Source organism: Marinobacter excellens LAMA 842, assembly GCF_001574445.1.
Lineage (GTDB): Bacteria > Pseudomonadota > Gammaproteobacteria > Pseudomonadales > Oleiphilaceae > Marinobacter > Marinobacter shengliensis.
Genome location: NZ_LOCO01000004.1, coordinates 20,153 through 42,059 on the forward strand (window position 1 = coordinate 20,153; position 21,907 = coordinate 42,059).

Consider the following 21,907-nt stretch of genomic DNA (forward strand, 5'->3'; position numbering starts at 1 on the left):
GGTGTATTTCAGAAGTGAGACGATTCTACGGAATGCTGGGTTACACGCAAGTGACAAAAAGGCTGACTGAGTACTTTGTGGACAGATTTAGGTGTTAAAGATTGTGAAATATTCTGGAATGCAAGTAACTTGATCACGTTTTGGGCAAGTGTTTGCCCTAGGGGTCTGTCCCCGAATGGGGACTGACCCTTTTTGGAGCCATGGGGTCTGTCCCCGAACGGGGACTGACCCTTTTTGGAGCCATGGGCTCTAGTTTGGGGGGCAAGGACGGGCAAATGGGGGTCAGTCCCCGTTCGGGGACAGACCCTTGGCAGACCCTTGGCAGACACCTTAGAACCAGTCGCGCAGGTCAGGAATTTTGTTGCTGGGTTCTGATTGCAATACTGCGCTTACTCTGATGCCGTGGGCGTTTTCGAGTTTTTCTATTTCCGGCTTTGGTAGCATTCCATTGGTTACAATAAATGCTTTCTCGAGGAGACGGCCTGGCGCGGATTGTTCCAAAGCTGCCTTCAACAACTGATATTCTGGTCGACGTTTTCGGGTATATGCGAGTTGCTCAAAAGCATGACGGATGTCGCCGGCACCTTTGAGCTCCACCAGCGCAGCGACTTTCTTTCCGCTGCCACTGAACAGGTACAGTACATCACATTTCATGTTGTTGTCGGTGAACACACACCCATCAAGCACGATGGCTTTGGCCTCTTCGCCGCGCCTAGGTGTTAGCGTCACTTTCTTGCCCTTTTCTTCAAGACTGAGCTCTGATTTGCAAACCGCAAACTGGTTGCCCATGCGCATGCATTCGCAATGCTGGTAGGGGCTGGTATCAATCATCCTTTTGATTCCACTCCAGGTCTCGCATTCTGTCATACAACCTATTTATCTGGTTGAAATGTGGCAACAGAGTGTTATCCACCAACCCTGTTTCGTCATCGATCAGCGGGTATTTCTCACTGTTTTCCATGCGGTAGGCACGCACATCGTTCAATGAGAGCGGAAGCAGGCCGTCAATGTCTTTATCGCCAGTGGATCCTGGCCCAAGTTTATGCCGCTTTAGATGGTTGTTCAGGGTTTCCACTACGAACGGGCTATGAGTAGTCATGATGAACTGAGTATTGGGAAAAGTTCTCAACAAGTCGGCCAAGACCCTTTGCTGCCAGGACGGATGAAGGTGAAGATCTACTTCATCAATCATCACGATGGCTTCCGCAGTTAGCGGGTTATCCAGATGCGGATTGGCCAGCCCCATTCGCATACTGAGATCAATCACCAGTCCCAGCAGGGTTTTGTAACCATCGCTGAGCTGCATCAGATCCAGCGTTTCACCGTTGATGGTCACTGCCAGCCGAAGCGGATTTACTTCGATGTGAGGGTGGCTAATGTCTGGAAAAACAGAGCCTATTGCGGTTCTGACCGCATCGAGTTCTTTGAGGGTTACATCAAAACTGCGCCTCTCCCGCTGCAACCGGTTTTCTTCGTTTTCTTTGTTGTAGAACCAGATGAAAGCTGACTTGAAGCTGCTTTGAGCTTCAAGCGCCTGTTTTAGCGCCTCTAAACGGGTATGAGACTTGGGGAAACCCTTGCGCCTGAGAGGTACCTGCAAGACGGCACGGCTAACACCGTAATAGGCCATCATAGTGAGCTGATATTGCTCACCTGAGTTCATTTTATCTATGACCGCCTCATCAAGATACGCCTCGAGACTCTTTAGTCCCAGAGGGGAAGGCGTCGCCTTTGCGGTCGCTTTGCTTTTATCTCGGCGTTTTATTCGGTCCCAGGCTAGCCCTTCGGCGGTTGTTAGTGCCACACGTACGTACGGGGCTGCCACGTTGTTGAATTGGCGTATGTCACCATTTTCCTTGAACGTGATTCCGGAAACGGAGGGCAAGTGCGTTAAGACCGCCCCCAAGCCGATGGCGATGCCGTCCAGCACCGAGGTTTTACCGCTTCCGTTGTTGCCCAACAATACGGTGAGGCGACTGCCTATCTCGAGATCGAGATGATCACAGGCACGGAAGTTTTCCAAGGTCAGGTGCTTGAGCTTCATACTGTTAGCAATGTCGGTTGTTGATTCGCAATCTTGAACTAAATGGGGGGTATTTCCAAGCGGTGCGGGGACAGACCCTTGGGACTGACCCTTTAAATAAAAAAGCCCGCGGCAGTGGCGGGCAAACAGAACAAGCGACTTCAGTCTCGGCCAGGTCGGCAACATGCTTTACGGAGTACAGCTTTGCAACGTTGCGAGACTGAGCGAACCAAAGCGTTCGGAGGAGGACTACGATTGGGGCCGGAAACCCCGCTTTGGTTCGCATTTATTATGCTATACGATGTTTTTGAGTTTTTCATCCCTTTCTGTGAATTTTTATGGAATAAGGGAATCGATTTCTATTTCAGCCGGGCGATTGGCCAAGAAGCCCGCTGGCGTTTGCCATTTACGCCATAACCTTGGCCTGTTTTGCACCTGTATAGTCAGAATACGCAACCTCATTCGATAACAAGAAGGTGTGTTATGCCGGAATGCGCGATTTCTGAGCTCGGTAAGATCGATCCTGCAACACGGATTCGGGATGTTATCCGCTCCGTAGGTTTTGACTTGGTGTTTCAGCCCAAGGTGGCTTTCAGCCATGGCAAGCTCGGCGGTATTGAGGTGCTGGTACGTTGGCCAGAGGTGGTCGCAGGCCGGCAGGCGCCGGATCAGTTTGTGCCCCTGGCGGAGCAGCACGGGCTGGCGCCGATGCTGGACCTCCACGTTCTGGAGCGTACGCTTCGAACCTGGCGTTCCTGGTCGGCACTTACCCGGCTTTGCTGGAGCCCTTTCCCCATTTCGGTGAATGTCTCTGCCATGAGCGTTCAGGATGAAGACTTCCTGCGCTCGGTTACCTGGCTGCTGGCCGAATCACCCCGGCCGAAGCTGATGTTTGAGCTGACCGAAACCGCGCCCTTCCATAACCCACTGGCAGCAGCGCAAACGCTGGAAGCGCTCTCAGGCCATGGGATTCAGGTGTCGCTGGATGATTTTTGCACCGGCTTCAACAACCATGAACGCCTGGACACGCTGCCGGTGGCAGAGCTTAAAATCGACCGTGAAGATACCGCCAAGTTGGATACCATCGCCGGCATTCGCCATGTGGGGCAGATGATTGAGCAGGCCAAGGCCGCAGGGCTGACGGTAACGGCGGAAGGCATCGAGTGCCGCGACCAGTGGAAAACGCTGCGCACCCTGGGTTGCGATTACGGCCAGGGCTATTGGCTGTGCCCGCCCCTGAGTGCTTCAGATGCGGTGGAGTTCGTGCAGGACTACACCCCCAGCCGGTTGCTGACGGCCACCAACGAGGAACACAGCGCCTTCGGGGCCGTTGATCTTGCCCCGGGACTTGTCCATAATTTGCCAAAATGAATTAAGCATGAATTGGTCCATTCGATTAATTTAATGTAAGAAAACCGATAACAGACCAACACATCCAACAATTACAACAAGAGGCAGCCCATGACAAAGGCCTTTATCCATCGCTTACGTGAACGCAGCGCCCAGGCGCTGGGTGCATTCTCTGCAGGCAAGCGGATTCTGCTTGCCGGTGCCACCATTACCCTGGCCGGCTGCTCGGCCAACCCCATTTACACCACGACGGGGATGGTGCTCTCCAATTACGCGGAGGGCGAAGCCACCCCCTACGTGCTGGAGATGAAAGACCCAGAGATGGCCTGTGCGCTGGGGCTGTCACTGGACCCACTGGTGTACTCTTTCTCCCGCGTAACTTCCCCGCCCGACACCACTGGCTCATTACTGATGCTTTTGGCAGCAAACTGCTCTGAATACAATGCCATGGAGGCCGAGATCACGTACCTTCGCGCCAACCACGAGGGCAACGTGAACGAAGCGCGGGATGCCCGGGAACAGGTTAAGCGCCTGAACGCGGAAATTGCCCACCGGCGACTTCTGGCGTTTGAGCGGGCCATGGCCGCCTATAAATTTGACCCGGGCGCCGAGCCGGTGGAATGCCCGTTCCTGCTTGATGATCAGGATGAACTGACCTTTCTGATGGGCCTGGTAACGGGCATGCAGGCGATTGTAAACGATGCCAATTCCGGGGCCATGGCGGGCATTCCGCGCAACATTGCCCCGCAAGCCGAGCGGGCTGTGCGCTGTGTTGAAAACGAAAAATGGGGCGGCGTACCCAATGCGGTTCGGGCCCTGGTATGGCTGTTGCTGCCGGACACCCGCCCGCCCATGTCCCCAGACCCATGGGATGTACTCGAACACAGCCGCGAACTGGGCTTTGATCGGGGTTTCCGGGTAGCCAGCGCTTTGGAAGTTGTGGCAGCGGAAACCTTTGGCCGGCCGGACGTACTGGAAGAAGCCATCCGGGCCGCCGCCGATGCGGAATCGGAGATGGAGGTGTCTTCCGCCTACCAACTGTTGGACAGCGTCGCGCACCGGGTATTGCTGCATTCCTCGGATAAACACTGGGCCGCCAACTATGGCTACCGCACACCGTCCAACTCGTTTGGCAGCCTGTCGCCGGTATCGTCCAACCGATCAACCCAAACAATGGATCTGGACGACCTTCTGTGAGGGTGTCCCTGACTGAAAACAAAGACAATGTATAACGGGAGTAGTAACCATGCGTAAGTTTATCGGAGCCCTGGCACTTACCTGTGCCGCGCCGCTGGCCTCAGCCAACAACGTGTCTGTGTGTGTGTTTGATGTGATCGGTGCCAACGGCGATGTGTTCAACGTGATGAAGGATTATGCCCTGGAGATGCGTTCTCTGGGCGTTAACCTGCAACTGAAGCCCTACACCGATGAAGGCGTGGCGGTGGGCGACTTCAACGCCGGCCAGTGTGATGCGGTGGCCGCCACCGACCTGCGCACCCGGCCGTTCAACAAGTTCACCGGCTCGATCAGTGCCGTGGGTGCCTTGCCCACCTACGACAACCTGGAAACCCTGCTGGCCACCCTGGCCCAGCCCCGAGCGGCAGACCTGATGAAGAGCGATGGCTATGAAGTGCTGGGCATCTTCCCGGTGGGCGCCGGTTACCTGTTCGTAAATGACCGCTCCATCAACACCGCCGGCGCCCTGGCAGGCAAAAGGATGGCCACCCTGGATTACCAGAAAGACGCCATCCACATGGTGAACTACGTGAAGGCCACGGTGGTGCCGTCTGACATCACCAACTTTGCCGGTAAGTTCAATAACGGCTCGGTAGACACCGCCTATGCGCCGGCCTTCGCCTATGAGGCACTGGAACTCTATAAAGGCATTGAGCCCAACGGCGGCGTGGTGGACTACCCCCTGGCCCAGCTGACGGTGCAACTCATTGCCCGTGAAGGCGCAGTGGATGGCGACACCGCCCAGAAAGCCCGGGAAGCGGCCTGGGACATGTACCCGCAGGTGATGAGCCTGATCGAAAGCCAGGAAGCGGCCATTCCGGATGAAAAATGGATCAAGATTCCCGATCAGGACATCGTCGGCTATCAGGAAATGTTCCGGGAGAACCGCCTGGAGATGCGGGATGGTGTAAACCGCGCCCCGTCTGTCTACGACCCGCGCATGCTCAAGCTGATGGCCAACATCCGCTGCGCAAGCAATCCGGGTGCTGCTGAATGCACGGCGGCTAATCGGGAATAAACGTTTGGGGTCAGACCCCAGGACATTTGCTGAGGTGAAATGTCCGGGGGTCTGACCCCAATTTGGTTTAGGAGGTGGTTTTGGCGCGCTGGGTGGTGGTGGCGGTTTTGGTTTCGCCCTGATCGCGTTTGATCAACTGCTCTGCGCTGATGTCTGACAAGGCCAGGGAGCCGTGGCATACCGCGGCTACCTGGCGGCTGAATTCCTGGGTCATGTAACGTTCAGACGTTTGCGCCTCGGCTTCACCAGAGCGTGCCCTGAGTTCACGACCACTGAGTAGCTGTACGGTCATTCCGCTCTCTGCCATGGCTCGGACGGCGTTTAGATAGGCGTTCTGGTATTCCTGGCGCATGATGTTCTCCACTGTCTCAAACTGACCATTTGAGTTGCGTTGATTCTTTCAATAAATACATACGTCCTTTCTGTATTATCAGCTTAGTATATTAGCCTACTTTGGCTAATTCGCTGACCATTGTCACATAATCCTCATAATACTTTACAGGAGTAATCCACTCCCGCCGTATCAGACCTTGGTCTGAGGCCACGTCGTCCCGCAGGCAGGAGATGAGGATGTAGCCGTAGGTTTTGTAGAAGGCTTTGATTTCATGGCCCTGATGCACATCCGAAGACGACTGCCAGTCGGCATAGACCACGTACTCTTCGCCATCCAGCTCGAACGAAACCATCTGCGGCGAGGCCTTGCCAAAGGATTCGTTCAGGAATACGGCATTATTGGGCGCACCGCCGGAAGCCGGCAGGCCATAGAGGAACCAGATCACGTTGGCGACGTCACCACTCTGGTCTCTCTGGATTGCGACTGTTCCGTCCAGAACAATAGCCATAGCGTCTCCTTGTATTACAACTCTTCGCGCCGTTGAATAGCTTCCAGGTACTCATCCATCTCAGCCTGATCACCAAACACGGTGAGGTCGGGCATGATTTTGACGATTTCGAACACTTTTTTCACCCCTTTGCTCATCTGGCTGACACTTACCTGCCCCTTTCGGGCTTTCATCAGTTTCAGGGTCTTGAAGATAACGCGCAAACCGGCGGAGCTGATAAAGCTGACTCCGGCCATGTTAAAGGCCACCAGCCGGGTGGTTGGGGTGATGGCCTCAGCCAGGCGTTCGTCCAGCTGCGGTGCGGTGTCGCTGTCCAGTGAGCCTTGAAGCTCAAAGCTCAACGCCTCATCCGAGGTGTACTGCTCGATAATGGTCAAAGGCATGGGTTGTCTTCCCTGGGCAATGTGGTGTCGAGTGCTACCGTGAGCTTGTTGGTGCCATTCTCGTAGCGATAGTTCATCTCGTCGCTCAGTTGCGACATGATGGCCAACCCCAAACCACCGATGGAGCGGGCCTCCACAGGCTGTTCGCCAGGAGGGCTCGATTGCGTTGGGTCGAACCCCGGGCCAGCGTATTCAAATTCCAGTTGTACCTTGCCATCATCACACACTACCTCAAGAAACCACTGACAGCTGTCAATTTTTGTAGCGACATGCTCTTTAATATTGGCATGAAATTCATCAATGATGGTGTAGCAGTCACTCACCCTGTCGTTATCCAGGCAATGCTCGCCGTAGTGATCACGAACTTTTTGCAGGATGCTTGCTATCGTCTCTGTGGACTGGATGGATAGTGTCATGGTGTTGTATTGTCAGTAAGGTTATGTCATCGGATTGTGGTGCACCACTGGCAAAGGATAGCAGCTGTTCGCGCATATAGCCGAGCAGCCCCTCGGGCTGGTTAAACGCCCGGTAGCCCAGGTTCAGTAACCGCTCTTCGCCGAACTCCTGCCCTTCCCTGTCAAACGCTTCGGTTACGCCATCGCTGTACAGGGTAATACTCTGGTCTGGCCGGATGCTGGCAATCTCTACGTCGTAGTCCACATCCTCATACACGCCGAAAGGCGCGGCAGGGTTCCCTTGCCACAGTTTCGGGCTGGTTTTGCCATCCACAAACATGGGCTCGTTGTGGCCGGCATTGAGCCATTGGATTTCACCTGAGCCAAGCTCCAGCACGCCCATGATCATGGTCACGAACATGCAGGCTTCGTTGGAGCGACACAGTTCGTTGTTCAGGGCCCGGGCGATGGCGGCCAGATCACCATCCAGCGAGCGGGCCAGGTAGTTGAGCAGGCTGACGGTTCTGGCCATGAACAACGCCGCCGGGGCGCCTTTGTCTGAGACATCACCCACGGCAATCAGCAGCTTGCCGCTGGGCAGGCGGATTAACTCGTACAAGTCTCCGCCCACCGCCCGGGCCGGTTGCAGCCAGGCTTCGATGGTCCAGTTGCGGTAGGTTTCCCGGAAGTGCCCGGCCCCGGGCACCATGGACATCTGGATGGAGCGAGCCACCGACAGCTCCACTTCCAGCTTCTTGCGCTCCCGCTGTTCGTTTTCCATGTCGCTGGCCAGGGAACGCACCAGGCGACGGTTCAACAATACCGTGCGCACCATGGAGCCAATCACCTGCAGGTGGTCGATGGTGGCCTGGGCGATGTACATGTAGCGGGACTGAACCGTGAGGAAGCCGATGAAGCTGTCTTCACCCTGCTCATCATTCAGCGCTGTGAGCAGTATGGGTTTGGGTTCTACGCCTAAGCGGGTGCGATCGTAAATAGCATCCTGGGGGGTGATGTACTCTGCTGCGGTGTCTGCCAGCATGTTGGCAACCACGTTTGCAGCGATGGGCTGAATGGTGGCGCTGGCGTTATCTGCACCGCTGGTGTCTGGGGTGTTGTGATGAATGGTGGCCAGGCAGGCGAAGCTATCGTCATCTCCGGAGCGCTCCCACAATGCCAGGGCACCGAGTTCGTAGTGGCTGACAATGCGGTGCATCAGGTAGCGAAGCTTTGGCTCAAACTCGTCGCCACTGGGCAGGTTGACCAGATCAACCCCCAGCTGCCGGATAAACCGCTCACTGGCGGCGGCCGCTTCCATCGCTTTTTGCCACTGTTTTCGTTCAATGGCCAGGCCGGTGAGCGAGACAATGGAGGCCAGGTCTTCCAGTTGCTGTTCATCCGGATTGCGGGGGTGATGGCTGAATACGGTGACAACGCCCAGTAATTCGTCTCGCTGGCTGACAATCGGCTCAGACCAGGAGGCCAGCAGGCCGAGATCTGCCACCACACGGGTGTAACCCTGCCAACGGTGGTCGTCCACAACCGATTCACACAGTGTTCTGTGGCGGGTGTAGGCGGCGGTACCGATGGAAGTGCTGCCGTAACGGGCGGGTATAACGGGTAACTGTTCCCGGAAGTCCTTGGCCAAGCCCCCCTTGCCCAGCGGTGTGAGCGAGTCCCGCTGTTGGTCGTACCGGGTGATCAGGCAGCGGGTGTCTTGCAGGCGAATCTCGGCCAGTTTGCACAGGCTGTCGGCCAGGTTTTCCATGGGCGCACTGCTGTTGATGCCGGTGAGAATGCCATTGCGGAGTTTGTCCGCTGCCTGGTTCATTTTGTAGGCGTGAATGTTGTTGGCGCTGAGAGTGCGCGCCGGGCGGCCTTCGAAGACGGTGTTGCTGATGTAGCAGTCCATCCAGATATTCTGACGGGCAGCGGTACTGAACAGCCATTCCCGGCGCAGAAAACCGGAGGCCTTGAGCTGGCTGATCCAGCTCTCAAAATCGAGCAGCGAGTAAGGGCTGGGCTGCCAGGCATCCGGGCGCATGAGTACGGTGTCTGAAAGCTCCTCGACGGAATCACAGCCAAACAATTCGAGGGCCTGGCGGTTGGCAAACAACAGGGTAAGTGTGATGCGATCAAACACCAGGATGGCGGCTGAGCCCTGGTCCAGCATGGCCCGGGTGTCAGACATCGACGACCGCAGGCGGCGCTGGGCATCATCGTTCGCCCGGGCCAGTGCCTGCTCCCGCTGCCTGCTTTGCTTTCGGGCGCGTTGGTGCCATAAGGCGATGGCACCGAGTGCAACGGCCAGTACAAAAACCAGCAATAGCTCTGGTTGCAGTAGTCGTTCCGGCAGCGCTGTCCCGTCAAACATCTTTACAGCTCTTTGATTGCACAGGTTTATTCGTCAAAGACTACATTCTCTACCAGTTGCGAACCAGTTTGTTCCGCCCCCAGTACCCGCAGTTGCATGCCGCCGAGGTCTGCGCCCAGGGCGGAGAGCAGTGGTGAGACCAGGCTGGTGACGATTTCCTCAAGCACCGCAGAGAGAAGGCTTGTGAGTGGGCTGACCAGGTCACCGATTAACATGTTGAGCACATCCTGCTCACTACTGGTAGTCGAGCCACTGCATTTAAGCAACGATACGTTGGTTACTTCGGCATCAATGCTATCAAGGCCACCAGTGGATTTAATCTCCCCGGTTTCACACACTCCACCGGGACAATGGAGATTGTAACTTTCCAGGGTTTCAAGCGTGGCACTGGAGCTGATATCTACCTCAGCGTCTGCGCTCAGACACACCTCCAAATCGACCAGAGTTATATTAACCAAACCTAAATCTAAACTCGCCTCCACGTCCATAATCGGCGCATAGATAGGCTCTGACACAATTTGCTGCGTTGCAGGGTTAAGAGTTCCGGTCTGTACACTCGCCGCATTTCCCTCCAGACGGAAATCGAAACTGGTGGTGTTGTTACTCCCTTTGGCACAGTCAGCACTCTCGAAGACGGCGTTACCACCTCCTACCAGAAGCGTGAGTGGCACTCGGACCGGGCCATCAAGCACTTCAATGGTCGGCAGCCCTAATAACCCTGCCAAGCCTTGCAATGCGTTGGTTGCGTCGCTAACAAGCCCCGAGCCAAGACTGAGCTCAAGAACGGCCTCGAGACTGACGTCAGAGGCACGCACCTTGGTCATGTACTGACCACTACTGTCTTGCCGCGCCGGCCCGATGACAATTTTCGGCGCTTCATCCACCCATAAACCCAGCGATACGTCCAGATCAGCCAGAAAGCTTTCGGAACCTACAAGACTGTTCAGCAACGCTGAATCGGAGGTATCCAGGTTTAGCGACAGCAAACCACTGCCAGCCTGATTTGAAGCGCGAACGCTGTTCATAACCAGGCTGATCACGAAATCGTAGACCGGAACGGTCGTCTGCCGCGGAGGTGGGGGATCTGCCAGAACTTCAAAGACAGCCGAAGCGTCCAGGCCGCCAAGGCCAACAGCAGACGTGAGATCATCAATCACCCGGCCAGCCGGAGTAACCGTTCCACCGGCAAGCGTTACCACGGCATCCAGCACATCCAGCAGCGGCTCGTCAACCAGATCGGTCAGATCATCCACACCAAGAGCGGCCAACAGATCCCCGAGGCCGATCAAGGTATTCTCAAGGCTGTTGAGGGCGGTGGCATCCAAGCTGTAACCGGGCATACCCAGCACGTTGCCAATCCATGCCCCCAGCAGACCATCCTCCACCGTGGCGGTTGAACCGGCAGCACTCAAGGTGGCGTAGACCTCTTTGCGGGCAACGGCATCGGCGGAAATGGTGATGGGCGGGAACAGTTTCTGTGGCAGCAGGAAAGAAACGGGCTCGGTGCGGGTATAACGCACCAGGGTGGCGTTGGTCTGGGCCATTTCCGTACCCGGGTTGCGGCTGGCGAACCGCATGGGACTGGTGGCGGTTTCACCGGGGCGCAGCACGCCGGGGAGGATTTCCAGATTGCTCGCCTCGCCGTCAAAGCCTGCTGCTTCCGCCGCCAGGAACGCGCGCTGTTCCATGGCATTCCAGCTTGCGTCTGTACCGCCACAGGCCTGGGCTTCATCAGCCGCTGCGGTGGCGGCGGAGTTCACAATAGACTGCATTTCAGACTGCAGCAGCAACAGTCGGGAGCCATCAATCAGCAGGGTCACGAAGATGAACACCAATGCCAGTAGCAACGGTGTTGCAAAAATCAGTACGCCCTGCTGCCGACTCTTATTCATCGCGGGTAGACTCACCTATGCGTTGCGGTATCGGTTGCTGGAAGGACTCTTTGAGTCTTTCCAGGGTCTGGATAACGACCGGTTCGCTCAGCTCACCGCCCCTGGCAGGCTGTTCAGATTGGGCTTCCAGAATCCGGGAAACCGTTGAGTCCGATTGTTGCTCAAAAGAGAGGCCAGCCAATTGGCTTGCCTGACGTTTGCCTGCGGCAATTTGTTCTTCGGTCAGGTTGATTTGCTGTTGCAACTGTTTAACCGCTGCATGGCCACCGTTCAGGTAATAGGCAGCAATCAGGTTCTGCCGGGTGGATGCCCTGCCCCGCGACAGCTCGTAGGCGGTGCGCAGTTCAAACGCGGCGCGGTCGTAGCGGCCAGCGCGCATCAGGGCGTAGCCCAGGTCGTTACGGATATCGGCATTGGCCGGTGCCTGGGATTTGGCCTTGGTCAGCAAATCGATCGCTTCAAGGGTGTTGTCTTTTTTTACCTGTACCACACCCAGGCCATGCAGTGCCTGGTAGGAATTGCATTCGTCCACGATGGCCCGGAACACTTCCTCGGAATAATCCAGCTGGTCTACCTGCCCCAGTAGCTGAGCCCAGCGCAGCCAATGGGCCTGGGTGTCGAACGACAGCCCTTCCAGCCGGGCCAGTGCGGCGTAGTACTGGCGGTCTTCCATGGCGGCGTCGATGGCGTCCAGCTCTACCCGGTGCTCTGGCTGCGTCACCTCGGAGCAGTTGATCAGGTAAACCCCGTTATCCAGCGCACCGCTCGTTTTGGCTGGCCCGGTGCTGCCTGTGCCCGTGGTGGCCATGGAGGAACAACCGGCCAGTGCCAGGCCTATGCCTATTGCGCCCAGCTTCGCTGCCATTCCTTGCCATTTGCCTGATGTGTTTACTACCCGCATGGTCAGAGTTCACCTTTTGTTGTCACGGTTATGCGCTATCGCTGGAATGCATCAAGTATCGACAGTACCGCCGGCCCGCCGATTAACATGAACAGAGACGGCAGCATGAAGATCATCATGATGATGGTCATTCGGGCGCCAATCTTGTTGGTTTCTTCTTTCAGTTTGCTGCGTTCTTCGTGCTGGGCTTCTTCCACTATCTGGTCCAGCCCGCCGGCTACCTTGGAGCCCAGGGTGCCGGACTGTTTCATCAGGGCCACGTAATGGCGCAACACGGTGAGGTTTCGGTTTCGGCCCAGTTCGTCCAGGGCGGCGGTGCGGTCTGCCCCGCTTTCCATAACGCGGTTGAACCGGTCAATGCGGTGAATGAGCCGTGGCATGAGATCCCGGGCCTGATGGGAGATCAGCTTCAGGGAGCGCTCTGGGCTCAGGCCGGCCTCCAGGAGCATTCGGGTCATGTGGCAGAGTTCGATGGCTTCGCGGTTCTGCAGTTTTTCGGCGTCTTCACCGGCACTGCGGGCAAAGCGCCGGGGCAGGTAGAAGGCTGCCAGCAACACCAGGGCGGCCATCACCAAATCCAGCCACCAGAAGGCGGCAAAGGCAACGCCCAGTGGCACCAGCCAACACCAGAACAGGTAATGCTGGCGAGACTGGAGCGGTGTTTTGCCGGTGGCGTCCAGGGCCGGTTCCAGCTCCCGGAAATCCGACGCGAAGAGTTTCCTGTCTACCAACCACATCAAAAATTCGCTGTAGGGAGATTCCGCCTGGCCCGCGTCCATGGCAATCTGCTGGCGGCGCAACCGAGCACTCACCCGGGCTTTGAGGGCCCAGCGCGGCGCCCCATACACCCCTGCAATCACCGCCAACACCGCCAACACGGCGGCCAGAATCAGAGCAAGATCAGCCACGGCCTACCCCCCTGATCAGGTTCCAGATCATCACGATGCCCAGAAGCTGGAGCCCCCCAGACACCATTAACAGAGTATGCCCCACCTCCGAGTGCAGCAGCTTCTCGGAGAACTGTTCATTCAGCACCACCATATACACCGCCAGGCCCGGAGGCATGATGGCGAAGACAATGGCTGTAAACCGGGTTTCCGCCGTGGCAGCCATGAACTCTCGGCGCAGCTCCTGCTGGGAGCGAATGGCCTTGGCCACTTCAAACAGCACCGGTTTAACCGAAGAACCAAAACGGGAGGAGGTTCTCAGGGCAATGGCGATCTGGGTAAAGGCAGGAATCTGGTAGAAACGCGCAAAGGCGTCCAGCACCAACGTGTAATCCCGGCCCTGGCTGACGGCGTTTTTAAGCCGGAACACCATGGGATCAAACACCGGGGAGGCATCGCTGAAGGCGTTGACGATACTTTGTTCCACAGAGCGGCCAACGGAAACGGAGCGCAGCATGCCATCGAGAATGCCGGGCAGTTCCTCGAAAATCTGCCGTCGCTGGCGCTCGAATTTGACCCGCCAGGTGGTCACCAGGGCAGTGATCACAAAAAACAGGGATACCAGCACTTCGACAAGCCCCTGCAAGATAAATACGGCCAACAGTGTTGCCAGTAGAATGATCGCCTGCAGCAGGATTCTGACACCGGATACCCGAAAACCCGCCCGTAGCAGCACGCTTTGCAGTGGCCCGAGATCGATCACCGATGGCTTTTGCTCCACTCTTACTTCCGGAGCCAGGCGCCGGGCCGTGCGTTTTTTGATGTCATCGGCGGCCAGCAGGCGGCTCAGGGTGAGCTGCAACATGATCACCAGCACCGCAGCCACACCGGCCATCAGGCACAACAGCCAGATCAGCTGGGTATTCACGGGGCAACCCCGGTATCTTCCGGCGCCAGCCAGTCCAGTTCGCTGGAGCGGTAGAGGGTTTCCATGCGGTAGGGGTCGTCTTTGGTGGGGCGCAGGGCAACCACTTCGCTCACCAGACGGCGGCCGTTGGGCAGGCGGGTGAGCTGAACCACCACATCCAGGGAGGAGCCAATCAACCGGGCGATGGCCCGTTCGCCGGCGTCGTAGCCGTTCACCGCCAGCAGGGTTTCGATACGAATCAACGCATCTTTGGCGGAGTTGGAGTGGATGGTACTCATGGAGCCTTCGTGGCCGGTGTTCATGGCCTGCAGCAGTTCGATGATTTCACCGGAACGAACCTCGCCCACAATCACCCGGTCTGGCCGCATACGCAGGGCGTTGACGATCAGGTCCCGGGCGGTCACCCGGCCGGTGCCTTCGGTGTTGGCCGGCCGGGTTTCCAGGCGCACGATGTGCGGGTGGTTCAGCTGCAGCTCGGCGGAATCTTCGATGGTGACGATGCGCTCGTCTTTGGGAATAAACTCACTGAGCAGGTTCAGAATGGTGGTTTTACCGGTACCGGTACCGCCACTGACCAGCAGGTTGCGGCGGGATTCCACAATACCCGCCAGCAGGTCCAGACATTCACGAGTCATGGAGCCCATATTGACCAGCTGGTTGGCGGTCAGATGTTTGCTGGAGAACTTCCGGATAGACATGGATGGCCCATCCAGGGCGATAGGCGGAATGATGGCATTTACCCGGGAGCCGTCCGGCAGGCGGGCATCCACCATGGGGCTGCTTTCGTCCAGCCGGCGCCCGAGGGGGGCCAGAATGCGGCGAATGATGCGCAGCACGTGGTCATCATCAATAAACCGAACCTGCACTTTTTGCAGCACGCCGGCAATTTCCACGAACACACTGCGGGCGCCGTTGATCAGGATGTCATTCACCTGGTCATCCGCTAGCAGCGGCTCCAGCGGACCAAAGCCCACGACTTCGTCCACCATTTCCCGCACCAGCATGGTGTGGTCGGCCATGGCCAGGGGGATGCGGTTGACGGACACGTACTGGTCTACCGTGGACTGGATGAACCGGTGAAGCTGCTGGGCGTCTATCCGTTCAACTTCGATACCCTCTTCGTCGAGGCGTTCCACCACATGGGTGTGAACGTTCTTTTTCAGGTTCTGGTAATCGTCGTCAATACGGGTCGCCATAATCCGCCCTCTTAAACCGCTGTGCGTTTAAAGGTGAATTTGCGGCGGGTTTCCCCGGCGGCACAGCAGGTGTGTATAAAACCGCCCAGGCTCCGGTGATAGGTGCTTTTATGGAGCAGGTTAGCGATGGGCAAGCCCGCGTTCATCGCGTCCAGGCGGTAGCGCCATTCCAGAGGCAGGGCCAGGTCACACTTGTGGTCGAGGGTTTTCTCGATATCAGACAACGATAGGCTGGCCCGTTTCTCATAGCCATCCACCACCACGTAGCGGGAGCACTCGGTAGCCACCCACTCGTTGATTTCCTGCAGCAACTTTTCTGTCGCCTGCACCTGGTCCACCACCGGATGAGTCACGGTGATGATGCGATTAACGTTGGCGCCGATGGCTCGGAGCCATTCCCCTGTGTGGGCGGGATCAACACGGATCACCATGTGGTCAAACAGGGTCGCCAGCTGGCTGATCGTAATATAGAGATCTGCGGCGGCATCGCCTTTCAACAGTTCGCTGCTGATATCTCCAGACAAAAGCCGCAGGCCATCCTGGTATTCTTCCAGGGCGGTTTCCACCAGTGATCGGTCGATGCTGTCGCCACGGCTGATGAGCTCGTCCAGGGTCAGGCGGCTGAGGTTGTCAAAGTAGAAGGTGCGGTTGGCCTCAGAGTTGGAATCCATGGCCAGTATGTTTTTGCCGGCCTGGTATTCGTTCAGTTCCGCCACGAAGTTCTGGCAGAAGAAACGTGTGTCCACAATGCTGGACGCAGACACCACCAGGGTGATGTCGCCCCGGCCGGCACTGGGTGCGGCCGTTGGCGCCTGGGCGGCGGAATCGGCTATGCGGCGAACGCGATCGCGGGCGGTATCGGCGTCCACGCCGGTCACCAGGCAATCCCGGGCACCGGCACGCATGATGCTGAGCAGCAGGTCCTGGGACAGCCGATGGGCAACCCCAATCAGCTGTGAGTTCGGGCAGGCTTTCTGAATGGCGGCAAACACCTTCAGGGCCCGGTTGGCGTCGTTCTCATCGATGGCCACCAGCACCACCGGTGCCCCGGTTGCCTGCACCAGACGGCTGACACGAGACAGATCCATGGAGCTGAGGCATTCCAGATTCCACTCGGATTCGAGCACTCGCTCAAGCCAGACGCGGGCACCTACATCATCGGCTACGCAGATTATGGATTCGCTCATGGGTACCCTTCCCTTACCAGCTCAGGCCGCTTTCGATCGGCTCGCCTGCACTGCGACTATTAATCACCATGTCCAGCCAGCCGGTGCTGCTGTACTCATACTCTTTACCGAAGTTGCGAACATCCGCCGGCAGCTTTCGCTGCGGGCTAACCAGCCTGGGGGTGACCACCATGATCAGCTCCTTGTCTTCGGAGGCGATGCGGTCTGACCGAAAGAACGCGCCCAGAATGGGGATGTTGCCCAGGCCCGGCAGTCGGTCGCTGGTATTGGTAGTGGAGCGGCTAACCAGGCCACTGATGATGAAGCTCTCGCCGGAGGCCATGGAGACCATAGTTTCGGTGCGGCGAATGCGTAACCCGGGCACAGCAACGCCGCCGGTGGCCACGCCTGATGAGAAATCGAGCTCACTGACTTCGGGGGCCACTTTCAGGATGATCTGGTCTTCACTGACCACGGTGGGTGTTAGCGCCAGGCTGACGCCAAATTCCTTGAACTCAATCTGGATATCGCCGTCCCGGGACGACACCGGAATAGGAAACTCACCACCGGAGAGAAAGGTGGCTGTCTGGCCACTGAGGCTGACCAGCGAGGGTTCCGCCAGGGTGTAGGCAAAACCGCCGGATTCCAGGGCGTTGATGATGCTGAGGGAGCTGGAACCAAAGCTGAACAGATTGAAGCCTTCGGCGCCCACGCCCGGCACACCGGCTGCGGAAGCGCCGGGGAAGCCCCGGGTGGCACCGCTGCCCGGCGGGGCGATGGTAACGCTGTTGTTACCGCCATTGAACAGTCGCGAGTAATAAACGCCCAGGGTATTGAGCTCGGAGCGGTTCACTTCCACCACGCGAATGTCGGTTTGCACCTGCATGGGCAGCGGGTTTTTTGACCCCAGAACATCGGACACCTGGAAGTTGGTCTGGCGCGGGCTGGTTTCGCCTTTCAGCCAGGCGCGGACAATGGCGGAACCCTGGGCTTCTGCTGTCACCAGCACTTCCTGTTTTCCGGTGGCGGTGACGGACACGACATCCGGATTGGACACTGAGAGCTTTTCCAGCGGTTTCATAAAGGTCAGCACGTGTTGTTCGCCTGGAGCCACGGATACCCTGTCGGCATCGGCCATCGCCGGAGTGGCAATCAAGAGCAACGAGGCAACCAAAGCGGTGGCGAACGCCCTGCCCGATGGCTTCAGGCGGGAACAGAGATCAACGTACATAGACACTCCTTGTGCCGGAACCTTCGTAAATCTTGACCTCTTGGCCGGGGTTTCTGGCAGGCGCCTGTCGGGGTTGCTGCGCAGGGGCAGGCTTGGCTCTGGCACTGGGACGGATGTCAGTAAGCAGGCTGATCTGCTGTTCTTCCGCCGCTTTGCCGGCGATGTCATCCAGCGCTTCTTCGCCAGTGGCTTTCAGCTCTGGTCTGGCGGCAACAAAGCTCAGTCGCGATTCCGAAGCAGCGAGGACAAGTCGGGCCACCTCTGCCTGAGGTACCGACAGCACCATGGTCTGGTTGCGGCGCTGGGTGTCGTCACTGGCGTCACTGCCAGGTTCCAGGGCACCGCGTACTGCCAGCACCTCGACATTGCGCATCAGGCGGGTGGTGCCGGTATCGGTTCCGCCAGAACCCTTGAAGGTCGCGTAAATATCCACCTGGTCGCCCGGCTGGATCAGCCCACCGACGCTGGACAGAGCGTTCAGTTCAAAAGCCATGGCGCGAGCGCCGTCGGCCAGGGACAATTGCAGCGGCGTGCCCGAATCAATGCTGGATTGCGACAGCAGCATGCCCGCTTTAAGCGGTCTGTTGAGGGTCGTTCCAAACGGGGCTTGATCTGGGGAGAGAGCGCTTTCCAGGGCCGCCGGCAGTTCAAACTCCTGGAACTGTTCCTGCGCGAGCACGGTGCCGGCTTCCAGGTCCTCAATGGCGACCAGATAGCGGAAAACCGGCGCTGCCTCTTTCTCCTCTACCGCCTGGGCCGGCGCCTGTTCCGCTGACGGGGTGGCTACGGGTATTTCAGGAGATTGCATCAGCCCGTAGAGGGCAAGGCCGATGGCGGCCAGTGCCAGTACCAGGGAAGGCGCTGCGTATACGAACTTTGACCTCATTCAGCCTGTCCTTATTGTTCGCAATGAGAGTTGCCGCGCAGGGGCAAGGTTTGTCACGTCAAAACGCAATGGCGGAGCGGGCGGTCAGCTGACTGGGCATGGGAGGAAACGCACCAATGCCCGCAAACCGCACCTGGGGCATGAAGGAAGAGTCACCCGCATCTGCCACCAGCACACATTCCAGCAACTGCACACCACCATGGTTGACTACACCACATTCGCGGGTAGCAAGATGGTCGGCAGCCGCTGCCGGTAACCGACCACTCAGCACTGTAAGCACTTCGCTGCTATAGGCTACGGCGTTGTCTGCAAAGGTATTGTGCTCCCGACGGTCGAGCGAGAATACGGCCGATGCGGCGCGGTCGACTGCTACCTGCATCTGGTACTTGTTATAGAAGAGTACCCCGTATCCCGCCGCCCCGTAGATGATTGCAAGAATCATGGGGAAGACCAGCAGAAACTCCAGAGCAATAACGCCTCGATTGCTTTTTATTTTCATAGATTCAAACCGAGCTTACGGATATTTGACATTCGCACTGACTAACGCCAAATGAGATTTCCGCGCATTACTATTCAGGCGCTGAATTGCCAGCCGTGCTGAAGAGTCCCTCGAAAGTATCGTAAATTAGCTGACCGATACCACCGCCACCTTCAGTTTGCGCTATTACAAACCCCAGAATAATGACAATGACCGCCCCAAGCATCAGATACTCCAGCGAGGAAGCACCCTTCTGACGAGAACCGGCGAACGGTTTAGAAAGCAGGTTCGAGATATTGTAATTTTTCATGACCAGGCCTCTTTATATAACAAAATAGCATTTATTTGTTTTCCGAATGAATCCAGCTTCTAGTTTATGCGTACAGAATAACTGGGCGCATTCGATCATGGTTCCGTGATCACAATTTCATCCTAACTGCATTATTCGGACTTGACACCTTTATAACTGAAAAGGTTTGTAAAGTTATTTGCCCGAAATGCCAAGTTTCAAGGCTATTTGTGCCAACGGCCATCCCGCCAGAACTGTCCGAGGTCCAGCCCACGGGCGATAACCTCCTCCTCTACACACTCACGCATGGCCCGGTAGATTGGTTCCCCTTTCTGCCTTTGCTGCCAGAAAACGGTGGCAAGGCGGCGGGCGAAGAATGGACAAGCGGCCTCTGGCTCCGCAAATTCATAGCTCATTACCCTGGATGCCCCGAACAAAGGGGCCAGCTGGCTCAGCTTGAAGTCCGGATCTTCCTGCTGGATGGCATCGAAAATGTCACGACCAGAGGCCGGCACCGGCATGAACAGATCGATATCGTCCGGGTAGCGGAACAGGTATCGCAGGAGAATAGAGGTAGGGGCATCGATACGCTGGTTCGCCCGCTGGCGGAATCGATAGAAGGCTTTTACCTGAATACCAAATACCCAGTATGCCTCGGCACTGGTGAGGCCGAAGCTTTCCCGGAACAGCGAGAAGGGGCTGTCACTGCGGCCCAGAATTGGACGCTGGGCGCGGCTGTAGGAGGCCAGTTTCGTATCAGACACCTCTTCGGTATTGGTCCATTTACCTTTCTCGATGGCCTGCTCCGGACTGGTATCCCGTGAGGCTGCCTCGTCTTTCAGAATGCCAAGGTAATGATCATTGAACCAAGCCTGAAAGCGGTGATTCACGTCGTTTTCGAAGTTCAGCAGCAGTTCGTCATTCATCCAGTCCGTTAGTGAATCCCGCTCGCGGAGCAGGGCCCAGCCGCTCAGATTCCTGGCGGTGGCAAGGACATCCGGGGGCACTTCAGGGGTTTTGCTGGCCAATGATGCGAGCGCCTCTGCAAATGCACGGGCATACTTTGCCACCACCAATCGCTGCAGGCGAATGATGGGCAGCCCAGCCCCCTGGGAGCCGTCAGCGCTCTCTGACAGCAGCTTGTAGGAGGAAATATACGAGCGGCCAAACAAGGGCGCAAAGCCTGCCTTGTTGGGTGTTCTGCCATCAGCCCCCGGCATAAACGGCTGCAGCAGGGAAAACACTTCCGGGTGGGAGGGGCGCAACGGAATGGGCACCCACTCCGGGTGTTTTAGCAGCAACCGCACCAAAATGGCCTGGCTTGGCCGCAATCCGGGAAGCTCGGCCACCGTATCGTCGTCATCAGCCAGGCCCAGAGTTTCATCGGGCGTTACGTCTCGCCCAACCGTTTCGATAGAGCTTTTCGCTCGCTTAAGCTGGCTCAACCTGTTCAACGGCACGTTCATCAGCATGGCCAGATCAAGGTCACGGATTTCGCCGCCCCCAAGGTAGCTCTCCAGCACCGCTTTGAGGCTCATCAGGGACTGGCCGTTGATCGGTTTTGACGGATGAGTGAGTTCGCTTCTTGCCATGCTTTGTATTTATCCTTTCATACACATTGATAATATCCACACTGAATCACAAACGGCATGCTTTCATTTTTGTATAATAATTTTCAATGTTACCATACGAAGCTGAACAGTCTGGCGCCACAACAGTGTATTGAGCGGCGGCTCCCGGTAGCGGTCATCTCCGCCCTCGCCACCAATAACCAGACTGCTATCAACCTGATTTCCGGAGTGTAAAACCACCGTGTCTGCCATTGGTACCAAAACGTTCTTCTTCTACGAGGGCGAACAGCAACCTGCAGAATACACGATCTGCCAACCTGACTATTTTCAGGGGCCGGATTTTCAGCTTCCCCGTAAAGGCATTACCCTCCTCTATGGCAACAAGGGCCCTGGCAGTCTGATCGGCGCTGCCGTTCGTGAAAGCGCATCGACAGGCTTGGGCGTCTGCTTTGCCGATATCAAAGTCGATATTGGCGATTGGGACAGCAATAAGCAGAAGCTGTCTACCTTCAACGCTTGCCGCTTCCTCAACTTGCCCCTGCGGGCCAACCGGGAAGTGCTGGACGACGTTAACCGGTTATGGAACCAGTGGCTGGACGCAGAATGCGCTCCCCGTGAGGATTTCCCCCGCAAGCCTTCCAACCGGATGGACCTGCTGGACAAACTGGTGGAGCTGGCCCCATATCGGGAGTTAACGGCCATTGCCTATGACGCCGTCACCCGCTTCGGTACCGCCAAGTTCGTCACCATCTATAACCTGGACGCCATTCTGGACGACCAGATTACCGTGATCCCACCGCAGACAACGCTTCGCTTCTCCCTGCCCGAAAACGCCTGACCCCTTCCCTGCTGCACCACTGC

General features: G+C 57.2%; 22 protein-coding genes. 4 read left to right on the forward strand and 18 right to left on the reverse strand.

Annotated features, from left to right (window positions below; all coding sequences use genetic code 11):
• Positions 1 to 330: 330 nt before the first annotated feature.
• Entirely contained in the window at positions 331 to 831 is a 501-nt protein-coding gene (locus tag J122_RS04965; protein ID WP_197463811.1) for a hypothetical protein, read from the reverse strand.
• Positions 824 to 2,044, reverse strand: a complete 1,221-nt coding sequence (locus J122_RS04970) for an AAA family ATPase (protein WP_061331459.1) — start codon at positions 2,042 to 2,044, stop codon at positions 824 to 826. The genes J122_RS04965 and J122_RS04970 overlap by 8 nt, the downstream gene beginning before the upstream one ends.
• Before the next feature lie 462 nt (positions 2,045 to 2,506).
• Between J122_RS04970 and J122_RS04975 the strand changes: the two genes are divergently transcribed.
• The 3 genes from J122_RS04975 (at position 2,507) to J122_RS04985 (ending at position 5,627) form a co-directional block, all read left to right on the forward strand.
• On the forward strand, positions 2,507 to 3,394 hold the full coding sequence (locus tag J122_RS04975) for an EAL domain-containing protein (RefSeq protein WP_061331460.1): 888 nt from the start codon (positions 2,507 to 2,509) through the stop codon (positions 3,392 to 3,394).
• A gap of 90 nt (positions 3,395 to 3,484) precedes the next feature.
• A complete protein-coding gene (locus tag J122_RS04980) occupies positions 3,485 to 4,570 on the forward strand; it encodes a hypothetical protein (RefSeq protein ID WP_061331461.1) in 1,086 nt (361 codons plus the stop codon).
• Positions 4,571 to 4,619: 49 nt separating this feature from the next.
• Positions 4,620 to 5,627, forward strand: a complete 1,008-nt coding sequence (locus J122_RS04985; RefSeq protein WP_061331462.1) for a putative solute-binding protein — start codon at positions 4,620 to 4,622, stop codon at positions 5,625 to 5,627.
• A gap of 67 nt (positions 5,628 to 5,694) precedes the next feature.
• Here J122_RS04985 and J122_RS04990 read toward each other — a convergent pair whose 3' ends face one another.
• The 16 genes from J122_RS04990 to J122_RS05065 all read right to left on the reverse strand — a co-directional run bounded on the left by J122_RS04990 (position 5,695) and on the right by J122_RS05065 (position 21,067).
• Positions 5,695 to 5,979: a hypothetical protein gene (locus J122_RS04990; RefSeq protein WP_061331463.1), complete on the reverse strand. Its 285-nt coding sequence runs from the start codon at positions 5,977 to 5,979 to the stop codon at positions 5,695 to 5,697.
• Between the two features lie 91 nt (positions 5,980 to 6,070).
• Positions 6,071 to 6,469, reverse strand: a complete 399-nt coding sequence (locus J122_RS04995) for a hypothetical protein (RefSeq protein WP_058089942.1) — start codon at positions 6,467 to 6,469, stop codon at positions 6,071 to 6,073.
• Positions 6,470 to 6,483: 14 nt separating this feature from the next.
• Positions 6,484 to 6,852 carry an STAS domain-containing protein gene (locus J122_RS05000; protein ID WP_058089941.1) on the reverse strand — a complete coding sequence of 123 codons (369 nt, stop codon included), beginning with the start codon at positions 6,850 to 6,852 and terminating at the stop codon, positions 6,484 to 6,486.
• Positions 6,843 to 7,268 (reverse strand): ATP-binding protein, encoded by a 426-nt coding sequence (locus tag J122_RS05005; protein ID WP_082780521.1) that lies wholly within the window; start codon positions 7,266 to 7,268, stop codon positions 6,843 to 6,845. Before J122_RS05005 ends, J122_RS05000 begins: the two co-directional genes overlap by 10 nt.
• Complete coding sequence (locus tag J122_RS05010; RefSeq protein WP_061331465.1) at positions 7,210 to 9,621, reverse strand: GAF domain-containing SpoIIE family protein phosphatase; 2,412 nt, start codon at positions 9,619 to 9,621, stop codon at positions 7,210 to 7,212. The genes J122_RS05005 and J122_RS05010 overlap by 59 nt, the downstream gene beginning before the upstream one ends.
• A 26-nt stretch (positions 9,622 to 9,647) precedes the next feature.
• On the reverse strand, positions 9,648 to 11,513 hold the full coding sequence (locus tag J122_RS05015; RefSeq protein WP_061331466.1) for a pilus assembly protein TadG-related protein: 1,866 nt from the start codon (positions 11,511 to 11,513) through the stop codon (positions 9,648 to 9,650).
• Positions 11,506 to 12,378 carry a tetratricopeptide repeat protein gene (locus J122_RS05020; RefSeq protein WP_061331467.1) on the reverse strand — a complete coding sequence of 291 codons (873 nt, stop codon included), beginning with the start codon at positions 12,376 to 12,378 and terminating at the stop codon, positions 11,506 to 11,508. The genes J122_RS05015 and J122_RS05020 overlap by 8 nt, the downstream gene beginning before the upstream one ends.
• A 71-nt stretch (positions 12,379 to 12,449) precedes the next feature.
• Positions 12,450 to 13,322, reverse strand: a complete 873-nt coding sequence (locus J122_RS05025; RefSeq protein ID WP_061331468.1) for a type II secretion system F family protein — start codon at positions 13,320 to 13,322, stop codon at positions 12,450 to 12,452.
• Positions 13,315 to 14,229, reverse strand: a complete 915-nt coding sequence (locus J122_RS05030; protein ID WP_061331469.1) for a type II secretion system F family protein — start codon at positions 14,227 to 14,229, stop codon at positions 13,315 to 13,317. The genes J122_RS05025 and J122_RS05030 overlap by 8 nt, the downstream gene beginning before the upstream one ends.
• Complete coding sequence (locus J122_RS05035) at positions 14,226 to 15,425, reverse strand: CpaF family protein (RefSeq protein WP_061331470.1); 1,200 nt, start codon at positions 15,423 to 15,425, stop codon at positions 14,226 to 14,228. The genes J122_RS05030 and J122_RS05035 overlap by 4 nt, the downstream gene beginning before the upstream one ends.
• Positions 15,426 to 15,436: 11 nt before the next feature.
• Positions 15,437 to 16,612 carry a hypothetical protein gene (locus J122_RS05040; RefSeq protein WP_061331471.1) on the reverse strand — a complete coding sequence of 392 codons (1,176 nt, stop codon included), beginning with the start codon at positions 16,610 to 16,612 and terminating at the stop codon, positions 15,437 to 15,439.
• Positions 16,613 to 16,625: 13 nt separating this feature from the next.
• Positions 16,626 to 17,822, reverse strand: a complete 1,197-nt coding sequence (locus J122_RS05045) for a type II and III secretion system protein family protein (protein ID WP_082780523.1) — start codon at positions 17,820 to 17,822, stop codon at positions 16,626 to 16,628.
• Positions 17,812 to 18,708, reverse strand: a complete 897-nt coding sequence (cpaB, locus tag J122_RS05050; RefSeq protein ID WP_061331472.1) for a Flp pilus assembly protein CpaB — start codon at positions 18,706 to 18,708, stop codon at positions 17,812 to 17,814. The genes J122_RS05045 and cpaB overlap by 11 nt, the downstream gene beginning before the upstream one ends.
• Before the next feature lie 58 nt (positions 18,709 to 18,766).
• Positions 18,767 to 19,207, reverse strand: coding sequence for a TadE/TadG family type IV pilus assembly protein (locus tag J122_RS05055; protein WP_061331473.1), 441 nt, complete (start codon positions 19,205 to 19,207; stop codon positions 18,767 to 18,769).
• 70 nt (positions 19,208 to 19,277) lie between these two features.
• Complete coding sequence (locus tag J122_RS05060; RefSeq protein ID WP_061331474.1) at positions 19,278 to 19,496, reverse strand: hypothetical protein; 219 nt, start codon at positions 19,494 to 19,496, stop codon at positions 19,278 to 19,280.
• A gap of 203 nt (positions 19,497 to 19,699) precedes the next feature.
• Positions 19,700 to 21,067 (reverse strand): hypothetical protein, encoded by a 1,368-nt coding sequence (locus J122_RS05065; protein ID WP_061331475.1) that lies wholly within the window; start codon positions 21,065 to 21,067, stop codon positions 19,700 to 19,702.
• Between the two features lie 220 nt (positions 21,068 to 21,287).
• On the opposite strand from J122_RS05065, the gene J122_RS05070 reads away from it, so the two are divergent.
• Positions 21,288 to 21,884: a hypothetical protein gene (locus J122_RS05070; protein WP_061331476.1), complete on the forward strand. Its 597-nt coding sequence runs from the start codon at positions 21,288 to 21,290 to the stop codon at positions 21,882 to 21,884.
• Positions 21,885 to 21,907: the final 23 nt, after the last annotated feature.